Here is a 21531-nt window from a genome sequence, read left to right as displayed (position 1 = left end):
CTACCCGACACTAGGTCGGCGGCGATGGCGAGTCAAGCCACTCACCTCGTATGCTCGGCCCATGAGCAAGGTCGTGACGACGTATCACCAGCGCATCGCCCAGGAGAAGCGCGCGCTGATCTTGACGGCCGCGACCGCGCTGTTCCTCGAGTTGGGCTACGACCGGACGTCGCTGGCGCGGATCGCCGAGCGCTCGGGCGTTTCGCGGGCCACCTTGTTCAAGCAGTTCCCGAGCAAAGCCGCCCTGTTCGACGCCATGGTCACCGAGTCATGGTCGACCGCTGCCGAAGAGGAGGCTCCCCCAGCAGGCAACATCGTCGACGGGCTCACCACCATCGGCCGCCGCTACGCCGAGCTGTTGGGCCGCTCCCAGATGACCGACCTGTTCCGGATCGTCATCGCCGAGCTGCCGCGATTCCCCGAACTCGCCAATGCGCAGTTCTCGCAAGGGAAGATGCCCTATTTCGAGTCCGTACGCGGCTACCTGCTGGCCGAGCACGAAGCGGGAACGGTGCGGATCGAGGACGTGGACCTCGCAGCCACCCAGTTCCTGGGCATGATCTCCAACTACGTCTTCTGGCCGGCACTCCTGGTGCCGGGCTGGGAGGTGAGCGCCGAACGCGTCGCCCAGGTGGTCGACGAGGCCGTCCGCACCATCGCCGCCCGGTACGCCACGACTGGACCAGGGCGGTCGACCAACGACTGAGTCCCGCCGCCACCCAAGGAGCTCACACCAACTGGGCGAGCGCGGCGGCGCTGGGGCTGCCCGGCTCCGCGGTGTACATCGCCAGCTGCAGGTCGGTACCGGGTAGCAGCAGGGTTTGGCGGACCACCTCCAGCTCGCCCAGCTCGGGGTGGCGCAGGCGCTTGCGCAGCGTGGGAACAGGTCGTACGTCGTGGTCGCGCCAGCCGGCGGCGAACTCCGGGCTGTGCGCGGCGAGCTCGTTGACCAGTTCGCCGAGGACGCGATCGGCCGGGTAGCGGGCGCCGGCCGCGCGCAACTGGGCGGCGAACTGCCGGGCGAACTCGCCCTGCTCGGCTGCCGGTGCCCCGCAGAAGGTGCCGCCCAGCCGGATGGACAGCCGCACGGTGTTGCGCTCCTCGGCGGGCAGCAGCCCGAAATCGGTGATCAACGCGGCTGCCGCGCTGTTCCAGGCCACGATGTCCTGCCGCTCGTCGACCACGTAGGCGGGTATCGGCCCCAGCCGGTCCGGCAGCCGGTGGGCCTCGGCGGGCACCGGCCTCCGGTCGGCGTCCGTACCGGGCGGGAGCTGTCCGGCCAGCCGCGCCAGGTGCTCACGCTCGGCCGCGGTGAGCTGCAGTGCCGTCCCCAGTGCTGCGAGCACCTCCGGGGACGGGCGCGGTGCGCGGGCCTGTTCCAGCCGCTCGTAGTAGCTGACCGACATCCCGGCCAGTGTGGCCACCTCTTCGCGGCGCAGCCCAGGAGTGCGCCGGCCCGACGGGCGGATCACCTGCTTCGGGCGTAGCGCTTCCCGTCGGCGGCGAAGGAAGTCGGCCAGTTCGGCTTTGCTCACCTCGCTCATGGTGGCACGGGGTGCCCGGCTCAGCCACGGACTGGCGGTCCGGGGCTCAGCCGTGGGTTCCCCGGCGGCAAGTCCGTGTCCAGGCTGGACTTCACCCACCCCGTCGAACATTGGAGGGACACCGTGCCGGGCACTGCCGAGGAAACGATGCGCCGACTGCTGGATCTGGTGCTGGCCAAGGACATGGACGCCGTGGCCGACCTGTGGGCGGAGGACGGCACCGCCGAGTTCCCGTTCGCCTCCGGGGCCTCGCCGCGACGGCTGGCCGGGCGGGAAGAGGTCCGCGCCTACCTGACCGGTTTCCCGGAGGTGTTCGACGTGCGGGAGATCCCCGCGATCACCGTGCACACCACGGAACGGGCGGACACCGCTGTGGTGGAGTACCACGCGAACGGGCACTCGGTGCGCACCGGAGAGGCCTATCGGATGGACTACATCGTGGTGATCACCGTCCGGGACGGGTTGATCATTCACTTCCGGGACTACTGGAATCCGCTGGCCAACGCTGCGGCAGCCGGGGCGCTGCCCGAACTGCTCGATTCGCTGCGCCCGGGGACCGGCCGATGACCGGTGTGCTGGTGACCGGCGGCACCGGGAAGACCGGCAGCGAGCTGGTGCGACTGCTCCGCGGCGACGGAGTGGCGGTCCGCGTGGCCAGCCGCAACCCGCCCGCCGGTGATCCTGACGCGGTCCGGTTCGACTGGGCTGACCCGGCCACCCACCCGGCCGCGCTGCGCGGGGTGGACCGGATCTTCCTGGTGCCTCCGGTGAACGCCGTGGACCCGCTGCCGCTGGTCGAGCCGTTCCTGGCCCAGGCGCAACGCCTCGGTGTGCGCCGGGTGGTGCTCCTCGGCTCCGCCATCGTGCTGCCGAACGCTCCCGGCGCGCTGGAAATGGCCGCGCAGGTGCAGGCCCGGCCGGGGTGGGTCGTGCTGCGCGCGTCCGGGTTCATGCAGAACTTCCTGAGCCCGCACCCGGTCGGCGAGCGGATCCGGCGGCACGGCGAGATCCGCACCGCCGCCGAGGACGGCCGAGTGGGCTGGATCGACGCGCGGGACATCGCGGCCGCCGCCTCCGCTCTCCTGGCGGAGCCCGGCGTCGAGTTCGCTGACCAGCACGACTACCTGCTCACCGGGCCGAAGGCGTTGAGCTACCGGGACGCGGCGTCGATCATCACCGCGCACACGGGACGGCCGGTCCGAGTGGTATCGATCGGAGCCGACGAGCAGGCGGCGGGCTACCGGGCAGCCGGCCTGCCCGCCGCGTTCGCCGCCGCCCTCGCCGCGGTTGAGGACGGCATCAGGACCGGCCGGGAAGATCGAGTCAGCACCGCGGTGCTGACCCTGACCGGCCGGCCACCCCGCACCTTCGCCGAATTCGTCCAGGAGCACGCACTCGAATGGACGGACGACGGCATGCTCGAACGCTGACCGTTGGCCGGATGGCAGTCCACTGTGGATCAGGAGCGCCTCCTGCTCTGGCGAGCAGGGGTCGACGACCGATCGGCGATCTTGTCGTCACCGGCTGTGCTGGTAGATCGCCGGATCGACGGATCGTCCTGAGTGAGCGCGTGTGTTGTACTACGGCGGCACCACCCAGAGTGTGGTGCACATCTCCCCGCTCACGACGGAGTGACGCGCACGCCGGGTCAGCCGTCATCCACGGTCCTCCCCAGGCCGGTAAGGAGAATTCTGTTGCACTCCTTTTCCCCTCCCCACCGAACACCCCCGCGCGCCCGCCGGCGCAAGTCCACCGCACTGCTCGGCGCGGTGGTGTCCGTGCTGGTCACCGGCTCGCTGATCACCGCCGCGCCAGCCACCGCAGACCCCGCGACCACCGCGGCGCGGTCGGTGGCGCAGGCACCGATCCCGCCCAACGCGCCGGAACTCGGCGCGAACGTCTATGTGTTCAACCCGGGCATGGCCCAGGCCGACATCCAGGCCACCGTGGACGCCATCGCCAACCAGCAGGTAGGCGCCGAGTTCGGCCCCGGCCGCTACGCCCTGCTGTTCGAACCGGGCAGCTACGGCACCCCGCAGCAGCCCCTGGAGATCCGGGTCGGTTACTACACGGAGGTGGCCGGCCTCGGCGCCCAGCCCGGTGACGTGCAGATCAACGGCCGGGTCAGCGTCTACAACCAGTGCCAGGTCAACGGCACGGGCAACTGCATCGCGCTGACCAACTTCTGGCGCTCGATGGCCAACCTGACCATCAACGTGGCGGGCGGGGAGGGCTGCCGGGCGGCGACGAACTTCTGGGCGGTGTCCCAGGCCGCGCCGATGCGCCGGGTCGACGTCAACGGCAAGCTGTCCCTGATGGACTACTGCGGGGACGGCCCGTGGTACGCCAGCGGCGGCTTCATCGCCGACTCCCGCTTCCGCGGCGAGGTGGTCAGCGGCTCCCAGCAGCAGTTCCTGGTGCGCAACAGCGAGCTGAGCAGCTGGAGCAACGGCGTGTGGAACCAGGTGTTCGCCGGTACGCCGGGTGCCCCGGCCACCAGCTTCGGGGTGCCGGGCGCCCAGCCCTACACCACCCTGAACACCACGCCGGTGTCGATGGAGGAGCCGTACCTGACCCGCTCGGGCGGCAGCTACACCGTGCGCGTCCCCGCGGTGCGCCGCGACTCGGTGGGCCCCACCAGGGGTGACACCGGCGAGCGGGCCATCGGCCTCGGCGACTTCCTCGTCGCCACGCCGGCCACCGGCATCGCGCAGGTGAACCAGGCGCTGGCCGAGGGCCGCCACCTCCTGCTCTCCCCCGGCACCTACCGCTACTCCGAGCCCATCCGGGTCACCCGGCCGGACACCCTGGTGCTGGGTCTCGGCATGCCGACCGTCACGCCCCAGGCCGGCAACGCCGCGGTGACCGTCGACGACGTGGCCGGGGTGAAGCTGCACGGCTTCACCGTCGACGCCGGGCCGGTCAACTCGCCGGTGCTGGTGCAGGTCGGCCGCCCGGGCGGCACCTGTGAATGCGGCGGCACCGGCAACCCGGTGGTGCTCCAGGACGTGTTCGTGCGCATCGGCGGCACCCTGGAGGGCAAGGCCACCACCAGCCTGGAGGTCAACGCCTCGAACGTGCTGCTGGACCACACCTGGCTCTGGCGCGGCGACCACGGCACCGGCATCGGCTGGGACCGCAACACCGCCGACCACGGGGCCGTCATCAACGGCCACGACGTCAGCGCCAACGGACTGTTCGTGGAGCACTACCAGAAAACCGAGACGATCTGGCGCGGCGAGCGCGGGCGCGTGGTCATGTACCAGAACGAGCGCCCCTACGACCCGCCGAGCCAGGCCGCGTGGCAGGAAGACGGAGCCAACCCCGGTTACCCGGCCCTGGAGGTCGCGCCGGGCGTGACCACGTTCCGCGGCTGGGGCCTGGGCAGCTACAGCTTCTTCAACCAGGGGGTCGACATCCAGTCCCGGATGTCGTTCCGCGTGCCCCGCACCCCCGGTGTGCAGCTGACCAGCCTGCTCACGGTGTTCCTCGACGGCAGCGGCTCGATCAACTCGGTCGTCAACGACACCGGCCCCCGCGCCGACAGCTCCAACGGAGGGACAGCGCAGAACGTCGTCAGCTACCCGTGACGCGCTCCGGCTGAGCCGGCCCGTCCCACGCTACTGGTGTCCCGGCGGCAACGCCGGGACACCAGTAGCCGGCCGTCCGAGGCACTCATCTAGCAGGCGCCGTCGGATTCCTTCATGCCCGTGCGGTCGCCTGCCGTCCGGCTCACGATGTTCGGCACGCAGTTGGTCTGGTCCAGCTGGTAGCTGTAGGGAATGCCGACCGTGGTGGTGGACTTGGGGTCGGGGCCGGCGGGGTTGGTTTCGCTGTCCGGGCCGGACCAGGTCACGTTGTCGAAGGTGTTGCCGCTGACCTGCCAGTACCCGGCCTGGTCGGTGTAGAAGGTGCCCAGGACGTTGTGGGAGTTCTGGAAGTAGTTGTTGTCCACTTTGGCGCGAGCTCCGGCCCGGGAATTGATGCCGGATTCGTGAAGGCTCACGTAGTGGTTGTTGTACATGTGGGCGATGCCACCACGCAGTAGCGGGGCGCGGGAGTCGATGTTCTGGTAGACGTTGTGGTGGTAGGTGATGAACCCGTTCGAGCGATCGCTCTCACTGGAGCCGACCAGTCCGCCGCGGCCGGAGTCCCGCAGAATGCTGTAGGACAGGGTCACGTATTGGGTGTTGTTCTTCATGTCGAACAGGCCGTCGTAGCCCTCTGACTCCCCGCCCGAAGCCCGCAGGGTGGTGTGGTCGACCCAGACGTTGCGGACGCCGCTCTCCATCCCGATCGCGTCTCCGCCGTTGGACGTGGGGGAACCCGACTTCTTGACGTTCTGCACGGTCACGTTCCGGATGATGATGTTGCTGGACTCACGGATGTGGATGCCCAGCTGGTCGAAGACCGCTCCGCTGCCGACGCCGATGATCGTGACGTTGCTGATCCGCTTGAGCTCGATCACGTTCGCCGCGGTTTCGCAGCTGTCGCCGGAGACCTTGCTGGTGTTGCCGTGGTTGATGGTCCCCTCCACCTCGATGGTGATGGGGGTGTCGCTCTCGGCCCGGCCGCACAGGGCCTCGTGGATCTGGGTCCCGGTGGTGGCCCGGACCGTGCTCCCGCCCGCACCGCCGGTGGTCCCGCCGTTCTGGGAGGCGTAGCCGGTCGCGGCGCCGGCCGCCGCCGACGCCGGGGACATCGGCAGGACCACACCGGTCGTGGTCGCGACGGCCAGCGCCGCCACGAGCGCGGGGACTCGCCATGCAGCGGATCGATTCATTCCGTCTCCTCGTGCGTCCTCGAAGGGTTGTGCCGGCACATTTCGCCGGTACGGGGGCCGGTCAGCCCACGACCTGATGACCGGCCACACAGCACCGACCATAGGGACGACGAGGTGCACTATTCAGCGCACCGCTTTGACAATTCCGACCGGCGCGGCACCACCGCCACCCGGCCACTGTTGTCGGGTGCCCCACCTTGGCAACCGCACATCGAGGCCTTGCAGAAAGCGCTTTCCTCGCGTAGCGTCCTCTGCGGAGCCGGCTGCTTCGATGAATCCGCTCTCCCTTGTGGGGATAGCCAAATCACAGGGAGCACAATAGGAGGTTCGATGACCACGAAGTGGTGGCGCAATGTTCTTTCGACCGGTTTCGCGGGCATTGTCGCGGCAACATCTTTTGTCGTGCTCGCTCAGCCGGCGCACGCGTTGAGCGTACCGCCCGCGAACGGCCAGGAAACCGTGACGAGCACCGTCAAGTTCTCCGGCACGCGGGACTACGGGATGAAGAAGGTCATCCCGGAAGGCCTGGGTGGCGGCGGTGGCGACGAGAGCCAGAAGGCGGTTTTCGAGCTCGCAGACGGAGCGACTCTGGCCAACGTGATCATCGGGAAGCCGGGCGCGGATGGCGTGCACTGCCTCGGCACCTGCACGTTGCGCAACGTGTGGTGGGAGGACGTCGGCGAAGATGCCGCGACCTTCAAGGGCACCTCGGCCTCGCAGACGATGACCATCGACGGCGGGGGCGCGCTGAGCGCGAGCGACAAGGTGTTCCAGCACAACGCCCCCGGCACGATGATCGTCCGCAATTTCGCCGCGCAGGGCATCGGCAAACTGGTCCGCACCTGCGGGAACTGCAGCAACAATCCGCAGACCCGGCACGTCCGGGTGGAGAACGTGCGCATCGAGATGTCGGCGAGCAATGTCGTCAGCATCAATGTGAACTACGGTGACACCGCGCGGCTGAGCGGGGTCACGCTCGTGGGCGACAAGAACAAGAAGGTCTCCATCTGCGACAAGTACAACGGTGTCAAGAAGGGCGACGGAGAATCCAAGAAGGTCGGCACCGGACCGGACGGGAAGAACTGCATCTACTCCGCATCCGATATCACCTATCAGTGAGTTGACCGGACCGGGCCGGTCGCGCCACCGCGACCGGCCCGGTTTCCGTGTGGCTCGAGCACGCCGACCGACTGGGCCCGGGCGGCTCAGCCCGGTGTGCCCGCTGTCCCGGCACGGTGGCGGGCACCGTCCAGCACGAGGCCGAGTCCGTCGGTGAACTCCTGGTCGAAGTCGCGGCCGGGCAGCGCGGCGGGATCGAGTCCGGCCATCCGGGAGCGGGTCTGCTGCTCGATGCCCAGCCCGATGACCAGCTGCCAGATCGCGGTCCGCGTGGCACCGGCGTCACGTTCGGACAATCCACCCAGGCGGGCCGCCGCCTCCAGGTGCTCACCGATCACCGCGGTGGACTGCCCGCCCGCCTGGCCCACCGAGAGGAGTGCGGCGCCATCGGTGACCGCGAGCACGGTGGACCGCAGGTCGACGGCGAGCCGTTGGAGCCGTCGATCCCAGCGCGCCCGGGCCGGGGGCGGGGCCACCTCTGCCAGCACCTGGTCGGCGAGCGCGGTGAGCAGGGCCTGCTTGCTGGCGAAATGCCAGTAGAGCGCGCTGGGCCGCCCGTCCAGCTCCACGGCCACCCGCCAAAGGTGACCGCCAGGCCGACCTCGACATAATCGCCGACGCGGGCATGGTCCTCGAAGGCTCACCGGCACCCGAACCGGCCGGCAAGCCGACCGCCGTACCCATCCGGCGCCGCGGAGCCGGAACGGCCATCTCGCCCAACAGCTGAGCCACAACCGGCCTTGCGAGCGGGAACCTCAGCCGGCCCGGTCAGTCGCCGCTCCCGCCGCCGCCACTGCAGTTGGCCGCTCCCCCGTCGTAACTCCCGTCCCAGCCGCCGCCTGCCGTGTGGCGCGGGTCGCGCGAGCGCGAGGTGGGTCGCGGCAGCAGGCCGAGCACCTTCTTCACCCCGTGCTCGGTCTGGTTCGGCAGCGCCTCGTTGATCTCGCGCGGGGTCCAGCGGTGTTCGCGGTGCAGAAGCCGGATGATCTCCTGGGTCACCTGGCGGTCGGCCGAGTCCGCGACACGGCGGCGGGTGACCGCACGGTTGTGCACCGCGCGGGCTCGCTCGACGGCCTTCTCGTAGTCGGCCCCGTGGGCGTGTTCGAAGTCCAGGCGGTACTGCTCGACCGCGTCGGCGCACGCGGCGGCGCAGTGACCGGCCCGGCCCTGTTGCCAGCGGTACAACCGGGTACGCGTCCACCACCAGCGCCAACGGCGCGCGAGCCACGGCCTCCGCGGCCGCGGAACCGCTCCCTCCCACTCCGCGACGGCGAGCCGGCGAGCCTCCTCCACCTCCTCGTCCCTGGGCTTCTTCAGCGCCCGCAGGGCATCCAGCGTCTCGGCTTCGGCCTTCCGCGCCGCCAGGTGCTTCGCACGCGCCTCCTCGTAGCGGTGCAGCAACGCCTCCGGCTGCTCGCCCATCCTGCCTCCCCGGTGCCCCACCCATGATGCACCGGCGACCTACGGGGGCCAGACCCGCACTTGGCCGGGGGAACCGCTCGGCGACTACCGCGGCTCAGGCACCCCTGCCTCGAGCACCGCGAGGTCGCGCACCGCGTAACGATGGTGCTCGGCTTCTTCCTTCAGCACCACCTTGAGGCAGCGGCGCACGACGTACTCCTGATCGGGATACGGGTCGGCCGGTTTGCGACCACACACCCGGTCGAGCTCGGCCTCGGTGAGCTCGTCGACGACACGCCGCATCGTGGCCATGCGAGCGAGCCGCGGCGCGAGTACCTCGTCGAGCGTCGGGGTGGCTTCGAGGGTGAACCCGAGCTTCGCCGCCACATCGGGCGGCATCCCGCCGTAAGGAAGGCCCAGCGGGTGGTACGGCGTGTCCTCCTCGAGCACGGCATTGCCGAGCCAGGCATCGCCGGCCATCAGCAGGTGCCGCTGGGTCTGGACGAACGACCACTCGCCGTTGACCTGCTCGTGCAGTGCGGCCTCGGGCAGGAGCCCGGCGCGGTCGAGCGTCGCCGCCCATTGCGCCTCGATGGCGTCCCAAGCAGCCCGGTAGTCCTCGGGCGACGCCGCCTCCCGCGCCAGCGCCCGTGCGGGTTGCCGGCGGTCGAGCTCGGCCTCCACATAGGCGGTCACGTCGACGTCGTTGACGACGAGGCGCTCGAAGTCACCACCCAGGTAGACGTCACTGCCGTAGCAGTCGACGATCTTCAGCCCGTTCACCTCGCAATCGCGGATCTCGAGGCCATCCAGGTTGCACAGGTGGATACGAGCACCGCGGAACTGGTCGCTCTGGGCGTATTCGGAAACCATCGGAGCAGTCTCGCGCACCGCGTTCCGGGCTCAGTCACGCAGGTCCCACTGCTGGTTCGTGCCGCCGTGGCACGACCAGAGGTGGATCGGGGTGCCGTTCGCGGTGGCGTTGCCGCTGGCGTCGAGGCACAACCCGGAGTGCACGCCGGTGATGGTGCCGTTGGCGTTGAGGTTCCACTGCTGGTTGGTGCCGCCGTGGCAGTCCCAGATGACCGCGGGGGTGCCGTTGGCGGTGCCCTGTCCCGACGCGTCAAGACACTTGGTGCCGTTGGTCAGTGTCCTGCTCGCCGTGTGGGTCCACCGCTGGCCGGTGCCGCCGTGGCAATCCCACAGCCGGGCCTGCGTGCCGTTGGCCGTGCTCCCCAGATCGACGCAGCGACCCGACTGTCCACCCAGGATCGTGCCGGCCTGCGAATTGCCTCCCGGCCGCCGGACGATCGAGGTCGACTCGGGTGACCGGGTTCCCTGCGCGTCCACGACGTAGAGCCGGTAGTCACCGGGCGAGGCCGGCACGTCGATGGTCGTCGCGGTGCCACTCGCCCTGGTCATCGTCGGGCCCACGACGAAGGTGGTCGTGCCGAGAGGAGCCAGCCAGACCGTCTTGGTCGCGTCACCCGCACCGCGGAGGGGGATCGACGAGCTCCCGGTGCCGACGAACGTGCTGGCCGGCAGGACGTAGTCCGGCAGGGAAAGGCCGCCCGGCGGGATGATGTCCCGGTAGGACTCTTCCAGCCCGGAGTTCACGGCGATCCCGTATGCCGCTGCCGGCCACACGTAGTCGGCGGAGACGAGGATGTCCTGGACGGTGCTGTTCGGCAGGTTCTTGTTGGAGACCTTGTTGATCGGCCCGTAGGTCTGCGTGATGCTCAGGTCGTGCTTGCGCCCGAAGTCGTCGGAATTGATCAGCCAGGTGACGTTCTTGTCCACGCTCAGTACGTTGTCGCGGAAGGTGAGGTAGGCCGAGCCCTCGTCCGGGTGGAGTCCGTACTTGTGGCCGGCCGGAACGCCGTGGAGGTAGTTCTCGGTGATCGTCGTGCCCGGCTGACTGCCCAGCGTGTAGATGGGCGCCGTGTCGTTGAGGCGCTGCACCGTGTCGATGATGTGGTTGTGGCTGATGGTGTTGTTCCGTGCCGTGGTGGTCGGCTTACCGGGCGCGACGGAGCCGGACGATCCGTCGAAGTTCCACCAGCCCCATCCGAGCGTTATACCCGACCAGGGAGCTTTCTCGATCCGGTTGTGCTGGATCACCAGTGTGTCGGCGAAATACGCCGAAATAGGACTGTGCGAGTTGAACAACACCCCGGTGTCGCGGAGGTAGTTGTTCTTGATCTCGATGTTCTTCGGGAGTCCTTCGACCTGGGCGGGATACTTCTCGCGATTCGTCGCGGTGTGGTCCCCGAGGAACACGTGCTGCGGATGGCCCACGACAACGGCGGAACCGGCGATGTCGTTCGTGTGGTTCCCGATCAACTTCGTGTTCTGCACGTCGTTGACCATGCTGATCCCGTCGACACCGGTGTGCTGGATCCGATTGCGGTGCAGTTCGATCCCGTCGGCGTTCTCGAGCCGGACGATACCGGGCGGGGCGTCGACGTTGCGGTAGTAGTAGGCATGGAAGTTGCCCTTGACGTACGCGGTGTTGCCGAGATTGCCCTGCTGGGCCTGCTTGAAAGCGGAGCCCGCCACGGAGAACAGGTTCCAGTCGGAGTGCTGCACCGTGAGGCCGGAGAACGTCAGGTTCCGCACGTGGTTGCTCGTGGACGTGCCGGCGATCCGGAGAACGGTCGGCAGGTTGTTCGGCGCGTGGACCGTCGCCGTCGTCATGTTCTCGGAGTTGGCCTTGTAGTAGTAGACCACCCGGCTCGCCTTGTCGAAGTAGAACTCGCCTGGTGAGTCCAGGAACTCGTAGGCGTTCATGAGCTTGTGGCTGCCGCCGGTCTGGAAGTTGCCGTTGTACGCGCCCTGGGCGATGGCTCCGCCCGGTTGCTGGAACAGCGCCACGCGGTTCGCGCCATCACCGCTCGTGGCGACCTGGCGGACGCCCACGATGGCCGTCGTCCACGTCGTCGCCGTTTCGATTTCCAGATCGTCGTGATTACCGGCGATGGCGGGCAGGTCGGCCAGGTTGTATTTGGCTCCGTCACACTGCGAGCCCGATTCCCACGCCCAGGGCGCCTGCCCCGCGGTGACGTTGTACGTGCCGTAGCACCCTTGGGAGTTGATCGTCTTGGCTGCCATGAACGCCCGCTGGTCGTTGACGTAGAGCGCCCGCAGCTTGTTGGCGCGGTTGAGCGGAGCCTTCCAGACATTGCCGTTGTGCTGCGTCCAGCCGGTCACCTGAACACCGGCGCTCAGCACCGGCTTTTCGTCCTGGTACGCGGCGTAGGTGATCCGATACCCGTTCGTGCCCGAGTCAGCCGGCGTGAATTCGATCGTGTCGCTCACCGGGTAGTCACCGCCGCGCAGGTAAACCTGGATGTCGCCGGACATGTTCGCGTTGACCGAGCGAACGGTGTCCCGTGCGCGCTGCACCGTTTTGAACGGCGCCGTGAGCGTCCCGGGATTGGCGTCGTCGCCGTGGGGAGCGACGTAGTAGGTTACCTGGACGGCGGCGGAAGCCGGGATGGGAACCGAGAAGGTCAGCAGCGCGGCGAACACCGCGAACACCGCCAACGGCCTTCCAGCGAAGACTGGTTTCATCGGACTACGCCTTCGTCCAGCGTTGGTTGGTGCCGGCGTGGCAGTTCCAGACGTTGACGGCGGTGCCGTTGGCCGTGGTGGAGTTGCTGACGTCGAGGCACAGTCCGGTTTGGACGTTGCTGACCGTGCCATTGGGGTTGACGGCCCATTGCTGGCCGGGGCCGCCGTTGCAGTCCCAGATCCGTGCCCGGGTCCCGGGCGCCGCGCCGCTGGGCACCTCCAGGCACTTGCCCAGCACCTGCAGCGCCTGGCCGCTCGCGGTGAACTGCTGGTTGGCATTGGTGTGGCAGTCCCAGATGATCATCTGGCTCCCGTTGGCCGTGCTCGCGGCGTTGACGTCCAGGCACCGGCCGGAGCCCTCGCCACGCAACCGGAAGGTGGGCGGCGGCGGAGGCGGGGTCTCTCCGGTGAAGAACTGCCACACCTCGTTCTTGACCCAGCTGTTCGCGCCGCTCTCACAGCCGGCGCACCCGTCCACGGGACCTTGCTGGTGACCACCGTCGAAGGGCGCCCAGACCACCGGGTACCCGGCCTGGCACCCCGAGTAGGCCGTGCTGATGTGGGTCCGGCTGCCTGCCGCTGGTTCCGGCGGGTTCTGGGCGGTACAGCCGTTGTTCTTGACGAATCGGTTCCGCAGCGCACGCCCGGCACCGATGTTGTCGTTGATGCCGTGGATCCCCATGTACGCGATGGGCTGCGTGCCACCGCTGCACCCGCTGAGCTCGGCAGGGGAACCGATGACCGCGACCGCACGGAAAGAGCTCGCACGGGCGCACGCGATCGCGTAGCTCATCGCGCCGCCGTAGCTGAAGCCGAGAGCGAAGCGCTGCGTCGTGTCGACGCAGAGACCGTCCTCGATCCTGCGCATCATGTCGTCGACGAAGGTCAGATCCTCGCCACCGGAGTTCGCCCAGCCGTTGTTGAGGCCCTGGGGCGCCACGAAGATGGCGGTCTCGTTCGCCAGCCGCCGCAGCCCGTAGTGGGCGTAGACGTCGCCGTCGGTTCCGCCGCCGGCGACCTGCTGCATGGTGCCGCCCAGCCAGTGGAACCCGAACACCAGCCGGTGCCGGCGGGTGTTGTCGTAGTTGCCGGGAACGCTCAGGATGAACTGCCGGCTCTTACCGCCGCTCTGAATCGTGTGCGTACCGCTCTGCAACGCCGGAGCCTGACCACAACCCGCCGACGCGGCAAGGGTGCCGGCCTCCCCTCCCGCGGATGCCGTCCCGGCCTCCGCGGCGCTCGCACCGGTGATTACCAGCGTGGCGGCGGCGACCAGTGTCCACCATCGCCGTGAACGGTTACTGCCCTGTCTCATGGGCGTGCTCCCAGTCTCTGCTCGTGTCTCCGGTGGGTTACCGGCCTGGTTCAGCGTTGGTTCGCGGTGCGGGTGCGGCTCCATTCGGCCGATGGTGGGAGCGCTCCCAAAAGAGTCACGGAGCGCCCGGGACGCCAATGGGGCAACTGGGCCGACAGTCAGGGGCCGGGACCAGGTGAGGCATCCGGCGAGATCGGCCGATGCCGTGATTACGGTACGGGACCGGCCAGTCGCAGCGCAATGTTTCGTACTTATCCGGGCGGATGTTTCGGACTCATCGCACGGCGCCCGGAAGTGACACCCGGCAGTCGCGACCGTACCCGATCGCCTCACGACCACGCGACGAGGAGCCGGGCCGGTGCCTCACCCGATGAGGGGTGAGGCACCGGACCGGCTGTGTGGACCTGTGTCAGGTGCTCAGGGCTGGCGGGTGAGCAAGCCAGGCCGGTAGGGCAGGAGGCCGTAGTCGCCACCGGACTTGGGGTCGCGGCCTTGGTAGAGCAGTTGCAGGTTGCAGGGGTCGATGGTCTTGGTCTGGTCGGGGTTGCTGCGGATCAGGTCGCCGTGGCTGATGTCATTGGTCCAGGTGGCGCCGCTGTTGGCCTTGCCGGCGAAGGGATTGCTCTCGGTGGCGGCCTGCGGGGTCCAGGAGCCGCCGAGGCTGCTGGAGGTGAAGGAACGGAAGTAGCGTCCGTTGGCGCCCATGGCTTCGACGATCATCAGGTACTGGTTCTGGCCCTGGACCTTGTAGACCTCGACGCCTTCGAACAGGTTGGCCTGCGTGTCGCTCATGATCGTGGTGTAGGAGGAACCGAAGCTGCTCGGGAAGTTCCCGATGGGCATGCTGGAGCGGTAGATCTTGCCGTTGTCACCGGCGAAGAACAGGTACATGGTGTTGCCGTCGGCGATGAGGGTCTGGTCGATGGGTCCGGTGCCGGAGCCGGTGATGCTCGCGGTGGACAGGGTTTGCGGTGCCGACCAGCCGTTGGGGTTGGTGGGGTCGCTCGAGGTCCGGTAGCTGAAGGCGGGCCCGCCCCACTGGTAGGCGAGCACCCAGATGTTCTTGGGAGCGAAGTAGAACAGCGTGGAGGCCACGGCCCCGGAGCTCATCGCGTTCTGGCCGGTCGAGGCCATGTCGGACCAGTTGGTGAAGGGCGTGAAGTTCATCGAGCTCCAGGTCGTGCCCGTGTCGTGCGTGGTCGCGTAGACCAGGTGCTTGCCGTTGTGGACGACGTGGGTGAAGTCCTTGAGCGAGACCCAGCCCGACCTCGGGGTCGCCAGCGGTCCCGTCGACGACCAGCGGTAGGTCGAGGGAAGGGTGCACGCGCCAGGCGCTTCGTCCAGGCGGACGAGTTGCCACTGCTGGCCGACCCCGTTCTGGTCGCCGGACTGGACGACGGCCGCGCCGTCCGCGGTCGACTGTCCGGTCACCTGCACGGCTTTGCCGCTGTTGCGGTTGATCAGCCGGACGTGGCCGCCGTCGGAGTCGGCGAGGCGGAACTGCTGGTTGGTCCCGTTGAGGTCGGTCCACTGCTGGACCTTGCCGCCGTCGGCGGTCGACCAGTTGTCGATGTCGAGGACCTTGCCGGAGTTCTTCGACTTCAGCCGGTAGTAGCCGTCACCGGAGTCGGTGAACTGCCACTGCTGGTTGGCGCCGTCGTGGCGGGCCCACTGGTGGACCACCGCCCCGTCCGCGGTGGACACGCCGGACACGTCCAGTGCCTTACCGCTGTTGCGGTTGACCAGCACGTACCACGCGGTCGTGTCGACCGTCGCCGCCGACGCCACCCCGGTGTCGAACGCGACCACCGCGGTCGCCGCCAGGACGGTCGGGAGCAAGGCGATCAACGCGCGCCCCCAACGGCCCCGCCAAGCGCGACCCGCGCGGCGCGGCGGTGCTTGACCTGTCGAACTCATGATGACTCTCCTTCAGCGTCAGGGCCGGATGGGGCCCGGGGAAATAACAGGTGCTCGGCGCTGTTAGCGCTAACATTCGTGACCGCGGAACAGCTCTGCAACGGACGGTCACATCGAGAGCGGTGAACATCGCCGCCTGGCGCGATCGCGCAGGGGCCACCGGCGGCCGGAGCACTTGTGCCGAGCGCCGCTGGCACCTGTGGGCGGTCAACCCTGGGTGCATCACCTCCACGACGTCACCGTTGACGCTCGAACGTTTCGGCCTGCTCACCACAAATTTCGAATAATTTTAGCCAGCAGCGTCGTCCGGAGTCAACGGAAGCCACGAGACACACCCAGGGCCTCATCACCGAAAGACCTCTCGACCACAGGAGTTGACCGTGACAAGCGAAGGCCACACCGTGCCCGATTCTCACTCGAAACTTTCGCTCAGGCCCGCGCCCCGATTACGGGACCGTCCATCTCTGGTTGGTGCCGCCGTTGCAGGTCCAGGTGATCAGCTGGGTGCCGTCGGCTGAAGCGCCACCGTTGGCGTCCAGGCACTTGCCACCGTTGCGGAGGGTGCCGTCGGCCTGCACGGACCAGTTCTGCGAGGAGCTGCCGTTGCAGGTCCACAGCTGCACCAGGGCGCCGTCCGCGGTGCCGTTGGCGTTCAGGCACTTGCCCAGTGCCTGGAACACCTGCCCGGTGCGGGTCCAGGCCTGGTTCGCGCCACCGCTGCAGGTCCACAGCTGGACCTTGGCGCCATCGGTGGTGGAACCGCCGTTGACGTCGACGCACTTGCTGCCGATCCCGACGATCGGCCCGCCCGTGCCGGGATTGCCCGGCGTGCCCACGCCAGGACCGGTGAACGTCATCGAATCGATGTCGTAGGAGTTGGCCGCGTTCGTCTTGAACACCAGGAACAATTCCGTCGTACCGCCCGGGTTCGCGACGTTCACCGCGGGCATGCCGGCGTAGGTGTCCCAGCCGCCGGTGCTCTGGACGGGGACCGACGCGATCAGTGCGCCCGTCGGGGAACCGGCGCGCAGCTCGACCGTACCGCCGCCGCTCGGTGAGGAGAGCCGCACGGACACCTGGTTGATGCCGGTGAAGTTGTACGGCTTGAACGAGATCCAGTCGTTGTTGCTGATGTCGCCGACCCGCGCGCCCGACTGCGCACCGGACTGGGAGACGACCCGGACACCGGACGAGCCGGTGAAGAACTCGGCCTGCTTCTGCTTGGGGTGCAACAGGACCTTCCGGCTTCCGGTCAGTGCGGGAACCCCGGTCGCGCCCTTGTCGGTGTATCGGGAATCCGCGACGTAGGACACGTTGGCCTCGGCGTGCGCGCTGTCGGTTTGCGGGCTGAGGGTGCCGGAGCAGCCGGGGATCGGCGAGAGATCGTGCGAGTGCTGATCGTGTCCCAGCGCGGGAGTGGTGCTGACCTTGGTGCAGTCGATGGTGCCGTCCTCGGGATCGGTGACCGTCACCGTGTACGGGATCGTGCTGCCCCAGTCGAACATGCCGCCGTCCGGGATGCTGAGGTTGACCGTCGGCGAGGTGTTGCCCGAGGTCACGATCACGTTCGCCACCCCCGTCTTACCGCCCGCGTCGGTGACGGTGAGCTTCGCGTTGAACTGGCCGCGCGCGTTGTAGGTGTGCGCGGGGTTGGCCAGGGTGGACGTGGCGCCGTCGCCGAATTCCCACCGGAACGTGACCGGCCCACCTTCCGGATCCGCCGATCCGGCGCTGGAGAACTGCACTGCCAGCGGCGAGGAACCCGAAGAGGGGGTGGCTACCGCCGTCGCGATCGGACTGCGGTCCGCGGTCGTGTAGTCGATGCGGTAGAGCCCGGAATCCGGGTTGTCCCTGCCGAATCCGCTCCCCCACTCCAGCAGGTACAGCGCGCCGTCCGGACCGAACTTGGCGTCCATCGGCGACTTGAAGCTCAGGTTCGACAGGAAGTTGTTGATTTTCAACAGCTTCCCGTCCTGACCGAGGCGGAACTCGAACATCTTGTTGCGGGACCACTCACCGAAGAACGGCGTCTGGTCGAAGTACTCCGGGAACTTCGTCGCCGACGGGTTGCCAGGGTCGTACTGGTAGGCCGGGAACGCCATCGGCGCCTCGCCGCCGTCGCCCATTTCCGGGAACTTGAAACCGTTCGCGCCGCCGCCGTACCAGAGGTCCGCCTTGCGTGCCGCCGGCAGGTTGGTCAGGCCGGTGTTGTTCGGCGAGTTGTTCACCGGACTGTCGCAGTTGAACTTCGGACCGGACTGCTTCGTGGCGAAGTTGTAGTCGTTGTAGGGGATGTTGTCGCCCACGCAGTACGGCCAGCCGTAGAAGCCCGGTGAGGTGATGATGTTCCATTCCGTGGTCGCCGCCGGACCCCGGTTCGGGTTGTCGTTGCCCGCGTCCGCCGCGTAGTCCGCGGCGTAGATGACACCCGTCGTCGGGTGCACCGAGAACCGGAACGCGTTGCGGAAGCCCATCGCGTAGATCTCGGGCTTCGTCTTGGCGGTACCGGGCGGGAACATGTTGCCCGACGGGATCGTGTAGGTCCCGTCGGGTTGCGGGTGGATGCGCAGGATCTTGCCCCGCAGGTCGTTGGTGTTGGCCGCCGTGCCCTGCGCGTCGTTGCTCGCCCAGCCCGGCCGCTCGTCGATCGGCGCGTAACCGTCGGAACGGAACGGTTCGATGTCGTCACCGGGGCCGATGTAGAGGTTGCCGTTCGGGCCGAACGCGAGGTAACCGCCGGTGTGGCCCGGTTCGGGGGCCGCCCGTGACGACGGCACCTTCATGATCACCTGCTCGCTGGCCGGGTCGAGCGTGTCACCGTTCACGGTGAACCGGGAGACCCGCGCGATGTGCTCGGTGCCGCCCGCCGGCGAGTACATCAGGTAGATCCACCTGGTGGTGGCGAAGTTCGGGTCCAGTGCCAAGCCGGTCAGGCCGTCCTCCCCGCCGGTGTAGGCGTTGATCGTGGCGGCGGTGACGGTGGTCCGGGTGTCCGGCTTGAAGATCTTCACCTTGCCGCCGTACTCGGCGTAGAACACCCGGCCGTCCTTCGCGATGTCCAGCGCGGCCGGACCCACGGTGTTGTCGTCCAGCGTGACCTTCTCGAAGCTGCTCCACACCGTGGGGCCGCAGTCCGCCGCGACCTTGCCACCGGCGGACTCGACGCCGCCCTTGACGTGTTCGCGGAACAAGGGCTCGGAGTAGCTGGAAGCCTGGTGTCCCATGCCGGTCGCCCACAGCCTGCCGCCTTCGAAGTTGCGGCACCACGAGATCGGGTGGTCGTGGCCCATCTTGTACTGACCGGCGTCGTAGGTGGACTCGTCCGCGGTGACCAGCACGTGCACGTCACCGCGGGCGGAGCGGTTGAAGTTGTACCACTCCTCGGTGCGTGTCCACCGGTCCGGAAGTCCCTGGCCCGACGGGTGCTTGCGGTCGGCGACCTTGGCCGTGCCGGACACCGTCGCCGAGTGCTGCGTCATCGTCATGCCGAGCATCTGGTCCCACCACGGGAACTGCTGCTCGATGTTCATGTCCGTCGCGTTGTGGACGGCGACGATGCCACCGCCGCCGCGCACGTACTTCTGCACCGCGGCGCGCTGGGCGTCGTTGTCCCAGACCATTCCCGAGGTCTGCAACATGACGATCACGTCGAACGTGGCGAGCGTGGCGTCGTTGAAGACCGTCGAGTTCTCGCTCTTGGTCAGTTCCCACTCGTTCTGCGCGGCCAGCTGTTCGATCATGGTGATCCCCGCCGGGATCGAGTCGTGCCGGTAGGCCCCGGCCGCGGTCTCACTGAACACCAGGACGTGCAGACCTTCCGGGTGCCCGGTGGCGACCGGCGGGGCCAGTCCGACCACCACCAGCACCCCGCAGATGATCGCCAGTACCCGTGCGAGCCTGTGTCTCATCGCCACTCCTCTGGGGCAGTTGAAACGGCTGTGCGTTCAGCACGCGGCGGCGCCGCGCGATCCCCGGATCGCGGTGGCGGTCGCGACCTGGCTTGTCCGGTGAAGCGGGTGTTGTCGCTGGTCATCTCCTCGCGGGCGACCGAAGCGTCGCAGGCGAAGCTACCTACATGTGTCCTACTCATCGGGGGGCACCGCCGGCCGACGCTCACCCTGTCCGCGGCGCCTTCCGAGCAGGTGACCAGGTAACAACGTCCGGGCCTGAGCGGTCAAGAGATAAACCTGACTAATCCCCGATCCGCTCAACCGGCCTCGGTCAGGCGGGCACCGCCTCGATCATGGAAACCGTGCCGGGGGTGGGGATCACTCGCGTGATCCGGAACCCGGCTCGTTCGAAGATCCGCTCGAACTCCGATCGGGTGCGTTCACCGCCCGGGAGGAGCAGCAGCATCAGGATGTCGATCGCCTTGCCGAAGTCGGGGTCGTTGCCGGGTGGGATGACCGCGTCGATGGCGAGCAGGCGGGCGCCCGGGTTCATCGCGCGCCGGCAGTTCTCCAGGATTCGTACGCATTGGTCGTCGCTCCAGTCGTGGAGGATGTTCTTGACCGTGTAGAGATCGCCGGCGGGCACCGCGGAGAAGAAGTCGCCCGGGTGCAGGGTCCACCGGTCGTCGGCGCCGAGCTCGGGGAGTACGTTGCCCGCCAGCACTTGTTCCTGCTCCAGAAGGATGCCGCGCAGGCCGGGCCGGGCACGCAGCGCCGCGAGCAGCAGGCCGCCCCGCCCGCCGCCGACGTCCACCATGACCCCGCTGTCCGGGAAGTCGTAGCCTTCGACGATGTAGCCGATTTCGCCGGCCGAGTAGGCCGCCATGCCCGCGTCGAACAGCGCTCCGTGCTCCGGATGCTCGGCCAGATGGGCGAAAAAGGGCTTGCCGACGCGGCGGTCGAACGCCGGTTCGCCACGCCGGACCGCCTCGGCGAGGTCGGCGGCGGACTGCCACCAGCTGTCCTCGGTCACCAGGAGCACCGCCGCCCGCAGGGACCGGGGAGCGTCGGCCCGCAGCAGATCCGCTTGGGGCGTCAGGTGGAACCGGCCGTCCTCGTCCTCCCGGAAGGTCCCGTGGGAGGCCAGAAGACGCAGCAGGCGCCGCAGGTACGGGCCGCTCGCCCCGGTCAGCCCGGCCAGTTCGGCCACGTCTCGCGGCCCGCCTGCCAGGTGCTCGGCCACTTCCAGCAACGCCGCCGCCCGCAGCGCGGCGGGGTACAGGAACGCGATGGACTCGGTGAGGATGTGCCGATAGGCATCCTCTGCTGTGTTCGTCATCTCCCTTTCATGGCACAGATCCCACTCCGTGCCTAGAGCAAACCCGCACCCGTGCCGGTTCGCCCGGCGCTACACTCACTTCCGCTGACTGCGTCAGCAATCCTGGACATCTCCCGTGGCGAGGATCGAGCAGTGGTGTCAACCCAAGACCATGAAGTTCTCGCCAGGCGCGGAAGTGATCACCGCGCGTGCCAACTCCGTTCAGGCGGCACACGCGGTGCGGTCCTCCTGGAGTTCGACGGACCCACCGGGCACCTCGCAGTTGCGGGTTACGACGTTCTGGACGCACTCACCAAACTGCGCACCGCCCTTGAAGAACACGGCTGGCTGCTCGCCGTGCAGGGCGCCAGGCTCAACGCCCATCCGAGCGGTTTACTGCGGGATTCGACAAATGGTAAGCGCGTCTACCTGATGAGCAAGGAACGAGGCCCGTATCCAGCCGTGGACACGCTCGCTCCCGCGGATCCAGGCCAGGTCGCCACGCTGGAGGCCCAAGCCCGCCATGTTCGGGCCATCTTCGGAGCCTTCAGGAAGCCGTCGCAGCCAGAAGGCGATGCCGGATCCTGATCGGCTGCGGGGCACGAAGCCCCCAGTTCGCCGGGAAGCCTGCAAAGCGCCCTGGCCTGCAGGGTCTGTCGCGTCGAGTGCAT

Annotated in this window: 16 protein-coding genes; 6 read left to right on the top strand and 10 right to left on the bottom strand. The window is 68.3% G+C overall.

Annotation, left to right across the window (positions count from 1 at the left end):
• Positions 1–61 precede the first annotated feature (61 nt).
• Positions 62–706: a TetR/AcrR family transcriptional regulator gene (locus tag JOM49_RS21350; protein ID WP_209666031.1), complete on the top strand. Its 645-nt coding sequence runs from the start codon at positions 62–64 to the stop codon at positions 704–706.
• Between the two features lie 22 nt (positions 707–728).
• On the opposite strand, the gene JOM49_RS21345 is transcribed toward JOM49_RS21350, so the two are convergent.
• Positions 729–1535: a helix-turn-helix transcriptional regulator gene (locus JOM49_RS21345; protein ID WP_308158819.1), complete on the bottom strand. Its 807-nt coding sequence runs from the start codon at positions 1533–1535 to the stop codon at positions 729–731.
• A gap of 156 nt (positions 1536–1691) precedes the next feature.
• Here JOM49_RS21345 and JOM49_RS21340 point away from each other — a divergent pair, with 156 nt between their 5' ends.
• From JOM49_RS21340 to JOM49_RS21330, 3 genes are all read left to right on the top strand, one after another.
• Entirely contained in the window at positions 1692–2111 is a 420-nt protein-coding gene (locus tag JOM49_RS21340; protein ID WP_209666029.1) for a nuclear transport factor 2 family protein, read from the top strand.
• Positions 2108–2974 (top strand): NAD(P)H-binding protein, encoded by an 867-nt coding sequence (locus JOM49_RS21335; protein ID WP_209666028.1) that lies wholly within the window; start codon positions 2108–2110, stop codon positions 2972–2974. Before JOM49_RS21340 ends, JOM49_RS21335 begins: the two co-directional genes overlap by 4 nt.
• A gap of 264 nt (positions 2975–3238) precedes the next feature.
• The gene (locus JOM49_RS21330; RefSeq protein WP_209666027.1) at positions 3239–5134 is read left to right on the top strand and encodes a pectate lyase-like domain-containing protein; all 1896 of its coding nucleotides are present in this window, start codon (positions 3239–3241) and stop codon (positions 5132–5134) included.
• Positions 5135–5223: 89 nt separating this feature from the next.
• Here JOM49_RS21330 and JOM49_RS21325 read toward each other — a convergent pair whose 3' ends face one another.
• On the bottom strand, positions 5224–6327 hold the full coding sequence (locus JOM49_RS21325) for a pectate lyase family protein (protein ID WP_209666026.1): 1104 nt from the start codon (positions 6325–6327) through the stop codon (positions 5224–5226).
• Between the two features lie 330 nt (positions 6328–6657).
• Between JOM49_RS21325 and JOM49_RS21320 the strand changes: the two genes are divergently transcribed.
• Positions 6658–7446 carry a pectate lyase gene (locus tag JOM49_RS21320; protein ID WP_209666025.1) on the top strand — a complete coding sequence of 263 codons (789 nt, stop codon included), beginning with the start codon at positions 6658–6660 and terminating at the stop codon, positions 7444–7446.
• Between the two features lie 86 nt (positions 7447–7532).
• Here JOM49_RS21320 and JOM49_RS21315 read toward each other — a convergent pair whose 3' ends face one another.
• From JOM49_RS21315 to JOM49_RS21280, 8 genes are all read right to left on the bottom strand, one after another.
• Complete coding sequence (locus JOM49_RS21315) at positions 7533–8021, bottom strand: TetR/AcrR family transcriptional regulator C-terminal domain-containing protein (protein ID WP_209666024.1); 489 nt, start codon at positions 8019–8021, stop codon at positions 7533–7535.
• 193 nt (positions 8022–8214) lie between these two features.
• On the bottom strand, positions 8215–8868 hold the full coding sequence (locus JOM49_RS21310; protein ID WP_209666023.1) for a hypothetical protein: 654 nt from the start codon (positions 8866–8868) through the stop codon (positions 8215–8217).
• Between the two features lie 84 nt (positions 8869–8952).
• A complete protein-coding gene (locus JOM49_RS21305) occupies positions 8953–9720 on the bottom strand; it encodes a DinB family protein (protein WP_209666022.1) in 768 nt (255 codons plus the stop codon).
• A gap of 30 nt (positions 9721–9750) precedes the next feature.
• Positions 9751–12387, bottom strand: coding sequence for an RICIN domain-containing protein (locus tag JOM49_RS21300; protein WP_308159065.1), 2637 nt, complete (start codon positions 12385–12387; stop codon positions 9751–9753).
• 37 nt (positions 12388–12424) lie between these two features.
• A complete protein-coding gene (locus tag JOM49_RS21295) occupies positions 12425–13576 on the bottom strand; it encodes a ricin-type beta-trefoil lectin domain protein (protein WP_245369403.1) in 1152 nt (383 codons plus the stop codon).
• Between the two features lie 576 nt (positions 13577–14152).
• Positions 14153–15652, bottom strand: a complete 1500-nt coding sequence (locus JOM49_RS21290) for a non-reducing end alpha-L-arabinofuranosidase family hydrolase (protein ID WP_209666019.1) — start codon at positions 15650–15652, stop codon at positions 14153–14155.
• A 446-nt stretch (positions 15653–16098) separates the two neighbouring features.
• Positions 16099–19560: a ThuA domain-containing protein gene (locus JOM49_RS21285; RefSeq protein ID WP_209666018.1), complete on the bottom strand. Its 3462-nt coding sequence runs from the start codon at positions 19558–19560 to the stop codon at positions 16099–16101.
• Between the two features lie 313 nt (positions 19561–19873).
• Positions 19874–20881: a methyltransferase gene (locus JOM49_RS21280; protein WP_209666017.1), complete on the bottom strand. Its 1008-nt coding sequence runs from the start codon at positions 20879–20881 to the stop codon at positions 19874–19876.
• Between the two features lie 135 nt (positions 20882–21016).
• On the opposite strand from JOM49_RS21280, the gene JOM49_RS21275 reads away from it, so the two are divergent.
• Positions 21017–21448 (top strand): hypothetical protein, encoded by a 432-nt coding sequence (locus JOM49_RS21275; RefSeq protein WP_209666016.1) that lies wholly within the window; start codon positions 21017–21019, stop codon positions 21446–21448.
• The last annotated feature ends 83 nt before the right edge of the window (positions 21449–21531 follow it).

The organism is Amycolatopsis magusensis, assembly GCF_017875555.1.
Classification (GTDB): Bacteria; Actinomycetota; Actinomycetes; order Mycobacteriales; family Pseudonocardiaceae; genus Amycolatopsis; species Amycolatopsis magusensis.
This window is presented reverse-complemented; position numbering and strand designations above follow the sequence as displayed.